The 12,353-nt window shown below is 66.6% G+C and carries 12 protein-coding genes and 1 tRNA gene; 5 read left to right on the plus strand and 8 right to left on the minus strand.

Annotated features, from left to right (window positions below; genetic code table 11):
- The first annotated feature begins 368 nt into the window (after nucleotides 1-368).
- Entirely contained in the window at nucleotides 369-1,637 is a 1,269-nt protein-coding gene (locus HHX33_RS23225) for a hypothetical protein (RefSeq protein WP_182876486.1), read from the plus strand.
- A 359-nt stretch (nucleotides 1,638-1,996) separates the two neighbouring features.
- Here HHX33_RS23225 and HHX33_RS23230 read toward each other — a convergent pair whose 3' ends face one another.
- Nucleotides 1,997-2,866 (minus strand): GntR family transcriptional regulator, encoded by an 870-nt coding sequence (locus HHX33_RS23230; RefSeq protein WP_182876487.1) that lies wholly within the window; start codon nucleotides 2,864-2,866, stop codon nucleotides 1,997-1,999.
- Between the two features lie 139 nt (nucleotides 2,867-3,005).
- Here HHX33_RS23230 and HHX33_RS23235 point away from each other — a divergent pair, with 139 nt between their 5' ends.
- From HHX33_RS23235 to HHX33_RS23245, 3 genes are read left to right on the plus strand one after another with little or no spacing between them, the layout of a single operon-like run.
- Nucleotides 3,006-4,439 carry a replication initiator gene (locus tag HHX33_RS23235; protein WP_259402801.1) on the plus strand — a complete coding sequence of 478 codons (1,434 nt, stop codon included), beginning with the start codon at nucleotides 3,006-3,008 and terminating at the stop codon, nucleotides 4,437-4,439.
- The gene (locus tag HHX33_RS23240) at nucleotides 4,436-4,642 is read left to right on the plus strand and encodes a helix-turn-helix domain-containing protein (RefSeq protein ID WP_182876489.1); all 207 of its coding nucleotides are present in this window, start codon (nucleotides 4,436-4,438) and stop codon (nucleotides 4,640-4,642) included. Before HHX33_RS23235 ends, HHX33_RS23240 begins: the two co-directional genes overlap by 4 nt.
- Complete coding sequence (locus HHX33_RS23245) at nucleotides 4,639-5,796, plus strand: tyrosine-type recombinase/integrase (RefSeq protein WP_182876490.1); 1,158 nt, start codon at nucleotides 4,639-4,641, stop codon at nucleotides 5,794-5,796. Before HHX33_RS23240 ends, HHX33_RS23245 begins: the two co-directional genes overlap by 4 nt.
- A 59-nt stretch (nucleotides 5,797-5,855) precedes the next feature.
- On the opposite strand, the gene HHX33_RS23250 is transcribed toward HHX33_RS23245, so the two are convergent.
- The 7 genes from HHX33_RS23250 to HHX33_RS23280 form a co-directional block, all read right to left on the minus strand.
- Nucleotides 5,856-5,927: transfer RNA gene (locus tag HHX33_RS23250), tRNA-Val, on the minus strand.
- Nucleotides 5,928-5,942: 15 nt separating this feature from the next.
- Entirely contained in the window at nucleotides 5,943-6,899 is a 957-nt protein-coding gene (locus tag HHX33_RS23255) for an ROK family protein (RefSeq protein WP_182876491.1), read from the minus strand.
- Between the two features lie 11 nt (nucleotides 6,900-6,910).
- Entirely contained in the window at nucleotides 6,911-7,255 is a 345-nt protein-coding gene (locus HHX33_RS23260) for a hypothetical protein (RefSeq protein WP_182876492.1), read from the minus strand.
- 73 nt (nucleotides 7,256-7,328) lie between these two features.
- On the minus strand, nucleotides 7,329-7,784 hold the full coding sequence (locus tag HHX33_RS23265) for a peroxiredoxin (protein ID WP_182876493.1): 456 nt from the start codon (nucleotides 7,782-7,784) through the stop codon (nucleotides 7,329-7,331).
- 72 nt (nucleotides 7,785-7,856) lie between these two features.
- Nucleotides 7,857-8,285 (minus strand): DUF3052 domain-containing protein, encoded by a 429-nt coding sequence (locus HHX33_RS23270; protein ID WP_182876494.1) that lies wholly within the window; start codon nucleotides 8,283-8,285, stop codon nucleotides 7,857-7,859.
- Nucleotides 8,286-8,426: 141 nt separating this feature from the next.
- Nucleotides 8,427-8,834, minus strand: a complete 408-nt coding sequence (locus tag HHX33_RS23275) for a secondary thiamine-phosphate synthase enzyme YjbQ (RefSeq protein WP_182876495.1) — start codon at nucleotides 8,832-8,834, stop codon at nucleotides 8,427-8,429.
- Nucleotides 8,835-8,843: 9 nt separating this feature from the next.
- A complete protein-coding gene (locus tag HHX33_RS23280) occupies nucleotides 8,844-9,038 on the minus strand; it encodes a DUF1918 domain-containing protein (protein WP_111701638.1) in 195 nt (64 codons plus the stop codon).
- A gap of 532 nt (nucleotides 9,039-9,570) precedes the next feature.
- Here HHX33_RS23280 and aceE point away from each other — a divergent pair.
- Nucleotides 9,571-12,324: a pyruvate dehydrogenase (acetyl-transferring), homodimeric type gene (gene aceE / locus HHX33_RS23285; protein WP_182876496.1), complete on the plus strand. Its 2,754-nt coding sequence runs from the start codon at nucleotides 9,571-9,573 to the stop codon at nucleotides 12,322-12,324.
- The last annotated feature ends 29 nt before the right edge of the window (nucleotides 12,325-12,353 follow it).

Genomic DNA, 12,353 nt, shown 5'->3' on the forward strand with positions numbered 1-12,353 from the left:
GCTCGTCCGGGTCATCAAGCGCGCCCTGAAGAAGATCCAGTACAGGCCCCACCTCATCGACGGCTGCCTCCCACCGACCGGCCTGGCGATAACGACAGGAGTCGACATCACGAATTAAAGATCAGTACCAACCCCAGTACACAAAGAAACCCCCGAACCCGTAGGTTCGAGGGTTTCCGATGTCTTGCGACATCACAGAGCACCTCGCGGCAGGATTCGAACCTGCGGCACGGAGGTTGAGGCGAGTAGGCGTGGATGTAACACTTCGTACCGCGTCACGATATATTCTTGTACAGATTTAGGGCTGCGCTTACGGGAAACAGCCCGAGGGTGTATACGGCATCTAGGTTCGCGGATTGGGGTAGAACTTGCAGATCTCTTCCGATGATGTAGTAGTAGCTATCGAATACGTTCTGCGATGTGGTTCGCACGCCAATAGCGACGGTGTGCGAATTTTTGATTTTCCCGGAATCGAACTTGAACCCATTGATGAAACAACCCTGAACTCCCTGTCGGCGCAAATCAGCTCGTACGAAGAGATAGATGGATCCGGGGTCTTCACTAAAGCGTCATACGAAGTATTAATCCAGGACGAACGTAGGCCTGTCCTTCTCCCTCTCAGAAACGGCATCGTCATCGATGACGAGCATTCCGGATTAGAGTACACTCTAGGTCGCCCCAGTGACGCTTATAGCGTGTACCTTGCGTTAAAGCTAATTGAGGCTAGTGGTGGCAAGCCCCTACGCACCCATATATCTTCGATCGCTCGGGATAGGATCGCGAGAGAAGAGGGTTCCGTAACGGCTTTTGATTTAATGAGAGTTTCACTACGTGAGCGCACTCTTCGGATTGAATCCAACACTCCACGCAAGAAAAGCGAATGGGCCAACTATGCCAATGCTTTCTTTTTCCATTTGGCGTACAATCTAGACGTTTCGCTGATGCCGCAGCGTAGCATTGACGAGCTAATCCGTCCGCTAAGGATCTCTGGGACCCGCCGGTCTAGGCCGAATGACTTGGACGCGCCAAGGCGCCACTACGTTCCCGATTTGGTCTATCATTACCAACTCGGAGTATCCGCGGAAAGCCCAATGCTCGCTTATTTATCCTACTACCATGTTGCGGAACATTGGTTTGAGAATGTCTACAGCGACGACCTGGTTGAGCAGATACAGGCGGCCATAACCGCGCCATCCTTCTCATATCGTCGCAAGAGAGATATACAGGATTTAGTTCGCAAAGTGAGCAGAGCTGTTCAATTAAGGGATGAAAGTACGGTAATAAACGAGCAAGTCGCCCTCAGGCTTACTCTGGCGAAATACGTCAATGTTGCAGATCTTGTCTCTGACATCCGCAGTTTTGATTCCAGTCTACTGGATTACTACGCCACTGAGCCGGTCAGGTTCTGTGGCGGAGAGAGGGTCCTGCTCACGCAACCAAACGAGTCGGATATTTTTGCCGCCCTCAGCAAGAGGGTCTATAAGACTAGGAACGCTCTAGTTCATAGTAAGGATGGGTCGAAAGGGAGGTTTATTCCCTTTACTCATGATAAAGAGTTGCTGCCAGAGGTGTCGTTGATGCGCTTCATGGCGGAACAAATCATCACTGCAACATCGTCTCTGCCAGCGGAGTCTTGAGGCTTATCCAACCGTAGGACTGCTTCCCAGGAATACTGGCGTCCCACTGCGGCGGAGCGATAACTCGGTTCATCAGCACTGACATACGTGACTTGCCAAGGTGCCCGGTGGCAAGGCCCGACGAAGGAGGGCCGCGGCAGCCGATCACCCCGACCATGTGGGGAGAGTACCGAAGTGGGTGATCGTCACGGTCTTGAGTGGCGAATCCCGCTGGTTCTCTGGAGCGCGCGGGCGGTGCGTGCCTGGACCGGCCGGAGAGCCGCAGCCGGGCACGCAGACCGGCCGGCGTGCCCGGCGGGCCGCGGAGCGGGCCGCCCTTGAACCAGTAAAGAAACTTTGAGCCATCCAGAAGGCAGGTTCTAAATCACGAGGTCGATGCCGTTGTCGCTGAGCTCCTGCGGAGTGAGGTCGGCATCGGGGTCGTCGGCAAGCTCCGTGTGATAGCCGATCTCGTAGCGGTTGGCAGGGGCCTTGACCTCGGTGACCTCAATGGGGCGGCCATTGGCATGGGCCATCGTGCGTCGGATGATCAGCAGAGCCTCGGCGTAGTCCAGCCCCAGCAACGCGCGCTCGTCCTCGTACGCGATGCGGGCCGTCGTCAGGGTCATCCACCTGACCGGGCCATGCTCATGGATGAGCGACTGGTAGAAGAAGCCGGGACGCTTGCGGAACTGGTGGTAGTGCTTCGGGTCGTCCCACTCCGGGAGCATGTCGGCGTTGGTGTAGGAGTTAATTTCCAGCCGCGCAGACGCGCCGTGGATGCGAGCAGTGTGGCCTCGGTGCCACATGCTGCGGCGATGGATCACCGGATGTCCGGGCCGGACGCCGAGCATGATGGCGATGTCTCGGTTCGCGTTGATCTTCTCGTCGGTGAACAGCGGGGCCTCGGGCTCGACGTCCTTCATGGCCAGGTCCCAGCCGAACTCCTGCACGTCGGGATGGTTGCCGGGCGCGGCCAGGTCCGGCCGGTTCCGGTCCGTGATGATGATGCCGCGCCGCTCGGGCATGGGACGCACGAACGAGCCTCGTCCGCGCATGACGTAGGCCAGGCCCTCGGAGACGAGAGTGTCGATGGCCTTGCGGACCGTGGGGCGGGAGACCTCGTACTTCCTGACCAGCTCGGGCTCGCTTGGCAGCGCACCGCCAGGCGGATAACGGCCATCGAGGATGGCGGCGCGTAGGTCGGTGGCGATGACGCGCCAGCGCGGGTCCTTCTCCTCGGTCTCCATACGATCCCCTCCCACTTGTCTCAGCACAACTTGTACTACAGGTTGACGAGCACCAGCAACGCACGTCAACATGTACTACAAGTAGTCCTACGGCGGGAGGGAGGTATCGATCATGAGCGCGAACGACGAACACGATTGGATGACCGACCTCGTTCGGGTCATCAACGCACCTGGCTATGACCGGTGGCGCTCGATGGTGGCCGCGACGGGCGGCTGTGCCCATCCGATCCACCTGGCCGGCGAGTCGGCCATCGTGGACGCGGGCACCGGCGAGGTCCTGCACAGCTACACCACAGCCGACGAGCCGGGCGGTCGCCTGCTCATCGCCTGCGGCAACCGGCGCGCCTCGGTGTGCCCGGCCTGCTCGGAGGTCTACCGGGCCGACACCTTCCACCTGATCCGCGCTGGCCTGTCGGGTGGTAAGGGCGTCCCGGAGACGGTCAGCTCCCATCCGCGGGCCTTCGTCACGCTGACCGCTCCGTCCTTCGGCCCGGTCCACTCCCACCGGGACGGGCGTGCCTGCCGTCCCCGGAAGCGTGACAAGGTGTGCGAGCACGGGCGGCCGGTCGGCTGCCATGCCCGGCACGAACCACGAGATGACCGGCTCGGACAACCCATATGCCCGGACTGCTACGACTACATCGGGGCCGTTCTCTGGCAGGCACACGCGGGCGCGCTGTGGCACCGCTTCACTCTGGCCGTGCGCCAAGAACTGGCCGCACTGATGGGAATGAGCCGCCGCGCCTTCGGCAAGGAGGTACGCATCTCCTTCGCCAAGGTCGCCGAGTATCAGCGGCGCGGCCTCGTCCACTTCCACTCAGTCATCCGCCTCGACGGCCCGGCAGGAGCCCAGGAACCCCCTCCTCCATGGGCCGATCACGACCTACTTGTGCGGGCGGTCCCGCCAGCGGTCGCCCGCGTCCGCCTCTCCTCACCCAAGAGCGACCTCGGACAGTGGGAGCTGACCTGGGGCGACCAGCTCGACATCCGGCCCATCCTCCTTGACGAGAAAGCGGAAGGAGTCAGCGAACGGGCGGTGGCCGGCTACATCGCCAAGTACGCCACCAAGGGTGCGGAAGCCTCCGGCACCGTCGATCATCGCGTGTCGTGCCCGGCCTGCGGCGGTCGCGGACGACTCACCTTGATCGCCACCTGCGGGCGCTGCCACGGAACCGGACTCAAACCCGGGCTCCACCTGGACGCACTGCCGGTCACCGATCACGCCCGGCGCATGATCCGCACCTGCTGGGACCTCGGCGGACGCCCGGAGTTCGCCGCGCTGCGCCTGCGGCCATGGGCGCACATGCTCGGCTTCCGGGGCCACTTCTCCAGCAAGAGCCGTGCCTACTCCCTCAAGCTCGGCGACCTGCGCGGCGCTCGCGCCCAACACCGGGCCGCCGAAGCACGCGAACGCCACGGGCTGCCCGCCTTCGGCGACGCGACCACGCTCGTCCTCGGCCACTGGCGCCTGGCCGGGATCGGCCACACGCCCGGTGAGGCGATCATGGCCGAGCACATCCGCCAGCGCGTCCAGACCGCCCGCGCCATTAGGGCAGAGCGCGAGGGCGGATGACCCCACCCCCATCCGCCGATCGGCGGCTCTACCGCATCCCCGACGCGATGCGCCTGCTCAGCCTCAGTCGCAGCGTCGTCTACGAACTCATCCGCTCGGGGCGACTCCGCTCCGTCCGCCAGGGCCGTACCCGGCTCATCCCGGCCTCGGCCATCGACGACTACATCCGGCTACTGGAGAAGGAGGCAAGGAAGGCATCATGACCGCCCGACGCAGCAAAGGAGACGGCGGCCTGCACTGGGACGAACAGCGGCAACGCTGGATCGCCTCGGTGACCCTGGGCTACTCCCCTGCGGGGAAACGCATCGTGAAGAAGGCCAGCGGCAAGACCAAGACCGAAGCCAAGGCCAAGCTCAAAGAGATAATCCGCGACCACGAGGACGGCCTGGCCATCGCCCCGACCAACTACACCGTGAGCGACGCCGTGACCTACTGGCTTGCTCACGGCCTGGGCGGCCGGTCCCCCAGCACGGTTCGGATGTACACCACGTTCGCGGAGACCCACGTCCTCCCGGCGCTCGGCGCGCGCAAGCTGCGTGACCTGTCCGTGGAGGACGTGGACTCCTGGCTGGCCAGCAAGAAAGGAGAGCTCAGCACGCGCTCGCTCAAGCTGATCCACGGCGTCCTGAACCGCGCGGTCAAGAGCGCGATGCGCCGCGACAAGGTGAAACGGAACGTCGTCGACCTCTGCGAGATCCCGGAAGGGCGTGCCGGTCGTCCCTCCAAGGCGCTCACGCTGGCACAGGCTCAGGCCATCCTCGATGAGACGGCCAAAGCCACGCCGCGCATGCGGGCGTACATCGTGCTCTCGCTGCTGATCGGCGCACGGACTGAGGAGCTTCGCGCGCTCACCTGGTCGCACGTCGTCGCGTACGACGAGGAACGACAGGCGTGGCACCCCGTCGTCGAGGCCGGCTGGGAGCACGAGGAGTTCGCAATCCACGTCTGGCGCTCGGTGCGGCAGAAGGGCGACACCAAGACCGTCAAATCCCGTCGATCGCTCAAGCTGCCCCGTCTGTGCGTCGACGCCCTTCACGCCCTGGCCGACAAGCAGGCCTCCACTGAGTCCGATCTCGTCTTCTGCACCAAGAACGGGACGGCACTCACCGCGCACAACGTGCGACGTGACTTCCGGAAGATCCTCGACAACGCCAACCTCACCGGCAAGGACTGGTCGCCGCGCGAGATGCGGCACAGCTTCGTCTCGCTGCTGTCGGACTCCGGCGTCCCGATCGAGGACATCTCCCGCCTCGTCGGCCACCGGAACACCGTGGTCACCGAGACCGTCTACCGCAAGCAGATCCGCCCGGTCCTCATGCAGGGCGCGGAGAAGATGGACAGCCTCTTCGAGGCATAGTCACTCAGATAGTCACTCGGTCCGCGAAAACAAGATCGGCAAAACGCCGTTTCACCAGGTGGGCGGTACTGGGTTCGAACCAGTGACCCCTCGCTTGTAAGGCGAGTGCTCTACCGCTGAGCTAACCGCCCGGACCGGTCTACACCTTACGACACGGACCCGCCTCTGAGCACATCGATAGGCCAGTCCGCGCCCACGTCGTGCTTCCCCGCCGCCTGCCAGCCAAGCAGGGCCGCGCCGAGCATGCCCGCCCGGGTGCCGAGGGCGGCCGGACGCAGGGGCGGAGGCTCCTGGAAGGTCAGTCGTCCCGCCAGCCGTTCCCGCAGCGGGTCGAGCAGCGCCGCGCCGGCCTCCGAGAGGCCGCCGCCGAGGACGATCAACGCGGGATCGAGCAGCAGCACGTACGACGCGAGGGCGATGGCCAAGGCCTCGATCGCCTCGCCGAACACCTCGGCGGCCGCCGCGTCCCCCGCGACCGCGAGTTCCACCACCTCCTTGGCGGTCGCCGTACGGCCGGAACGGGCCGTGAAGCGGCGGGCCAGGGCCGAGGCGGAGGCGTAGGTCTCCAGGCAGCCGATCTGCCCGCAGGCGCACTTCTCCCCCGCGGGCCAGACGGGCGCGTGCCCGATCTCGCCGCCCCAGCCGCGCGCCCCGCCGTACGGCTCGCCGCGCAGCACCACCGCTCCGGCGATGCCGGTGCCGATGGGCAGGAACAGGAAGTCGGCGACGCCGCGCCCCGCGCCGAACACGCTCTCGGCCAGCCCTCCCGTACGGACGTCGTGGCCGAGCCGCACGGGTACGCCGGAGGGCGCGAACGCCTCGGCCGGCACGTCCCGCCAGCCGATGTTGGCCGAGTAGACCGCGGTGGCGGAGGTGACGATGCCGGGGACGGCGAGACCGACCCCGGCGGGAGGACCCGCGTACCGCGACCGCCCGAGTCCGGCGATCTCGCCGACGTAGGCGCGCACCGCCTCGACCACCGCCTCCGGGCCGTTCTCCCGGCCCGTGGGACGACCGGCGAGAACGGTGACCTCGCCGGTCCGGGTGACGAGCCCGCCCTTCATCGAGGTGCCGCCCACGTCGAGCGCGACCACGTACGTCACGGGCGGATGCGTCACGGGCGCCCGAGCACGCGGCTGAGCGCGGCCTCCACCTCCGCCGCCAGGCCGGACGGGCCCGGAGACCCGGTGGCTCCCGGCGGGCCGGAGGAGCCGGCGGCGACGAGGGGCTCACCCGCGCGGGCGAGCCGTATCTCTCCGCAGGAGCGGCACTCGATCTCTCCCAGGCGGCAGATCAACGCGATCGAGCCGCACGAGGCGCACGTGTCGAGGTCGAGGTCGTGCACACGCTGGCAGTCCGGGCAGACGAGGACCTGCGCCTCGCGGCGTACGGCGCGCTTCCAGGGGCTGGCGCCGCGGACGGGGTCGATCTGCCGGGCCCCGCACCTGTAGCAGGGCATCGTGGCCTCCAATGGGGCGAGTTGGGGGGACGGAACCGTATATGTCAATGCCCGGAGTCAGGCGATGAAACGATCAGACTGCCGCGAGCGCCTTGCGATACTCGTCGAGGTCGCGTGCGGAGCCGATCGGGTTGACGACCTTCCAGCGCACGACGCCCTCGGCGTCGATGACGAACGTGCCCCTGAGGGCGAGCCCCCTGTCCTCATCGAGGACACCGTACGCCCGTGCGACCTCACCATGGGGCCAGAAATCCGACAACAGAGGAAACGTGAAATTTTCCTGGTCGGCCCAGGCGCGCTGGCTGAACATCGAGTCGACCGAGACCGCCAGCACCTGGACGTCCGCGGGCAGGGAGCCGGCGAATCCGTCGCGGATCGCCGCGAGCTCGCCGTGGCAGACGGGGCTGAACGACAGGGGGTAGAAGACGAGCACCACTCGCCTGCCCCGCAGGTCGGAGAGCCGTACGGGGACGCCGTGCTGGTCCTTCAGCGCGAAGTCCGGAGCCCGCTGCCCGACCTCAACCGTCATGAGCAGTCCCTCCCAGGTGTCCGCCCATCAGCCTGCCGTACGGCATCCCCGAACCGTACGGCAGGGCGACGCTCAGCGGCGGGCCTTCGGGGCGACGAGCCTCGTGCCCGACCAGTCCCTCGCGGCGCTCACGCTGCTCGTCTGGGAAAGCCCGGCGGTCGCCGCGTCCTCACCGATGTCGCTGGGCTCCACGTGGCCGTCGCGCCCCGCCTTCGGGGTGAGCAGCCAGATCTGGCCGCCGTCGGCGAGAGCCGTCATCGCGTCGCTCAGGGCGTCGAAGAGGTCTCCGTCCCCGTCGCGCCACCACAGCAGCACGACGTCGACGACGTCCTCGTAGTCCTCGTCCACCAGCTCGTTGCCGGTCAGGTCCTCGATGGACTGGCGCAGCGCCTCGTCGCAGTCCTCGTCCCAGCCGACCTCCTGCACCACCTGACCGGCTTTGAGGCCGAGTCTTTCGGCCAGGCCGCGCTCGCCTTGCGCCTGACCCGCGGTCGCGCTCACGTTCATCCCTCCTGCTTGGGGTGACCCCGCCCATGTCTGCGGTTGTCGCGGCTCATTGAGAGCCATGCTTCGGCACAGTCCACACGCTGCGACCGGTCGTCGTCAACGGTCGCCACGACGGGTGACCCGCACCGTTATCTCTTAATCGGTCAAAAACGACAAACGGACCCGCCTGTCGGGGTTGTCGACGTTGAGGTCGACCAGCGCGATCGACTGCCAGGTCCCCAGCGCGAGACGGCCCCCCAGGACGGGAACCGTGGCGTACGGCGGAATGAGTGCGGGCAAGACATGCGACCTTCCATGCCCCCGGGAGCCGTGGGCATGCCGCCACCGGTCGTCCGCTGGGAGCAGGTCGCCGAGCGCGGCCAGCAGATCCTCGTCGCTGCCGGAGCCGAGCTCCAGCAGCGCCACGCCCGCGGTCGCGTGCGGGACGAAGACGTGCAGCAGCCCGTCTCCCCCGCAGTCGCGGACGAAGCCGGCGCACTCCTGTGTGATGTCGTGTACGCGCTCCCGCGCGCCCGTCCGCACCTCGATCACCGTCGATTTCACACCGTGATATTACGATCCACGCTGAGCTGCGACGACGACGGCGTCCGGCCCGGGGAAGACGAGCGCCTCGTGCCCGTCCTCGAACCGCACCAGGAACGGCGGGCCGCCCTCGGGACCGCGGACCTCGATGATCTCGCCGTGCTTCTCGTGCTCGCCGACGACGGCGCTGTGCACCACGAGCCGGTCCCCTACCGCTGCCTGCATCTCGCTCCTCCCTCTCTCCAGAGCCTGGTACGGCTATCGCCGCCTGGAAAGGGGAGAAACCCTGCCCTCCACAGAGAGTGGGACAACTCATACCAAAACGTTACGTAAACCCACAGACCGGCCTGGGCCTTCCCCATGACCGGGGCGAACGCCTGGGACGGTGCCCATCCACCCCTCGCCGGGCCCGTACCGGCCGGCCCGGGTGAAGCGGCGCGGGAGGGGGTAGGGGGCAGCGGACGGCGCCTGGGGTGACCAGGGGGAACGCCGCCCGTACGCTCAGGGGGAAACCCCGGGGCAACAAGGAATGTGCAGTCTGCGAAAATCGTCCTACCATCGGTGGTCTAGGCCAAGCCGCACCCGCTGCCAGCGGGGACGACTCGGTTACCGGGAAGTAGAGATGCGCTTTCCGGTGGGACGAGACAGGATGGAAGACGACCGCAACGCCGCGACCAAGCGCTGAGCGCATCGCTGCAGGCAACACCGACGTAACAGATCCGACGAGACCAAGTCCATTCTCGGAAGGCGAGACCCAGTGGCTTCCGGACGCCAGCGTTTTTCGATCATCAGTGACGGCCTACCCAGCCAGTTGCCTGATGTCGATCCGAGCGAGACCAACGAATGGCTCGAATCGCTCGACAACGTCATCAAGACCGAGGGCCGCACCCGCGCCCGCTACCTGATGCTCCGGCTGCTCGAGCGCGCCCGGGAACACCAGGTCGGCGTACCCGGCCTGCGCAGCACGGACTACATCAACACCATTCCCCCCGAGCGCGAGCCCTGGTTCCCGGGAGACGAGTACGTCGAGCGCCGCATCCGGGCCTACATCCGCTGGAACGCGGCGGTCATGGTGACCCGGGCGAACGCGCGGACCAACGTCGGCGGCCACATCGCCACCTACGCCTCCGCCGCGTCCCTGTACGAGGTGGGCTTCAACCACTTCTTCCGCGGCAAGGACCACGGGGAGTCGGGCGACCAGATCTTCATCCAGGGCCACGCGGCCCCGGGCATCTACGCCCGCGCGTTCCTGGAGGGCCGCCTCGACGCGGCCCAGCTCGACGCGTTCCGCCAGGAGCTGTCGCACGGGATCAAGGGCCTGCCCTCCTACCCGCACCCCCGGCTCATGCCGGACTTCTGGGAGTTCCCCACGGTCTCGATGGGCCTCGGCCCGATCGGCGCGATCTACCAGGCGCGGTTCAACCGCTACCTGCTCAGCCGCAAGATCAAGGACACCAGCCGCAGCCACGTCTGGTGCTTCCTCGGCGACGGCGAGATGGACGAGCCCGAGTCGCTCGGCGCGATCGGCGTGGCCGCCCGTGAGGAGCTCGACAACCTCACCTTCGTCATCAACTGCAACCTGCAGCGGCTCGACGGCCCGGTACGCGGCAACGGCAAGATCATCCAGGAGCTGGAGTCGTACTTCCGCGGTGCCGGCTGGAACGTCATCAAGGTCGTCTGGGGCCGCGACTGGGACCCGCTGCTGGCGGCCGACGTCGACGGCGTGCTGGTCAACCAGATGAACACCACCCCCGACGGCCAGTTCCAGACCTACTCGGTCGAGTCGGGCGGCTACATCCGCGACAACTTCTTCGGCGGCGACCCGCGCCTGCGCAAGATGGTCGAGCACATGTCGGACGACGACATCCGCAAGCTGTCGCGCGGCGGGCACGACTACCGCAAGGTGTACGCCGCGTTCAAGGCGGCCCGTGAGCACGTCGGCCAGCCGACCGTCATCCTGGCCCAGACGATCAAGGGCTGGACGCTCGGCAAGGACTTCGAGGCGCGCAACGCGACGCACCAGATGAAGAAGATGAGCAAGGCCGAGCTCAAGGAGTTCCGCGACCGGCTCTACCTGCCCATCCCCGACAAGGACCTCGACGCCGACATCCCGCCGTACTTCCACCCCGGGGAGAACAACGAGGAGATCGCGTACATGAAGGAGCGCCGGGCGGCGCTCGGCGGCTACCTGCCCAAGCGGGTGGTCCGCGCCAAGCCGCTCAAGCTCCCCGGCGACCCGGTGTACGCGGGCCTGCGCAAGGGCTCGGGCAAGCAGAACGTCGCCACCACGATGGCGTTCGTCCGCCTGCTCAAGGACCTCATCCGCGACAAGGAGATCGGCGCGCGGTTCGTGCCGGTCATCCCGGACGAGGCCCGCACCTTCGGCGTGGACGCGATGTTCCCGACCGCCAAGATCTACTCGCCGCACGGGCAGACGTACGAGGCGGTCGACCGCGAGCTGCTGCTGTCGTACAAGGAGTCGACCGAGGGCCAGATCCTGCACGAGGGGATCAGCGAGGCCGGCTCGATGGGCTCGGTCATCGCGGCCGGCAGCTCCTACGCCACGCACGGCGAGCACATGATCCCGGTCTACATCTTCTACTCGATGTTCGGGTTCCAGCGGACCGCCGACCAGATGTGGCAGCTCGGCGACCAGATGGGCCGGGGCTTCCTGCTCGGCGCCACGGCCGGCCGCACCACGCTGAACGGCGAGGGCCTGCAGCACGAGGACGGCCACACCCCGCTGATCGCCTCGACGAACCCCGCCGCCGTGTCGTACGACCCGGCGTGGGCGTTCGAGATCGCGCACATCGTCAAGGACGGCCTGCGGAGGATGTACGGGGAGCGGCCCGAGGACGTCTTCTACTACCTGACCGTCTACAACGAGCCCTACCCGCAGCCGGCCGAGCCGGAGAACGTCGACGTCGAGGGCATCCTCAAGGGCCTGTACCTCTTCGCTCCCGCCGCCGGCGAGGGGCCGAAGGCGAACATCCTCGTGTCCGGCGTCGCCGCCCCGTGGGCGCTGGAGGCCCAGCGGATGCTGGCGGAGGACTGGGGGGTGTCGGCCGCCATCTGGTCGGCCACCTCCTGGAGCGAGCTGCGCAGGGACGCCCTCGCCGTCGAGGAGCACAACCTGCTCAACCCCGACGCCGAGCAGCGGGTGCCGTACGTCACCACCAAGCTGTCCGGCGTGCCGGGGCCGTTCGTTGGGGTCAGCGACTACATGCGCGCCGTCCCCGACCAGATCTCCCAGTGGGTGCCCGGCGACTGGTCCTCGCTCGGGACCGACGGGTTCGGCCTGTCCGACACGCGTTCGGCGCTGCGCCGCCACTTCCACGTGGACGCGGCCTCGATCACGCTGGCGGTGCTGACCCAGCTCGCCCGGCGGGGCGAGGTGAAGGCCGAGACGCTGCAGGAGGCCATCGCCCGGTATCACCTCAAGAACGGGGTGACCGAGGTGACGGCCCAGCAGACGCCGGAGACCAACGACACCCAGTCCATGGGCGTCTGACGCGACGGCTGACGCGACAACGACGATCG

This window comes from Microbispora sp. H10670 (assembly GCF_014161385.1).
Classification (GTDB): domain Bacteria; phylum Actinomycetota; class Actinomycetes; order Streptosporangiales; family Streptosporangiaceae; genus Microbispora; species Microbispora triticiradicis.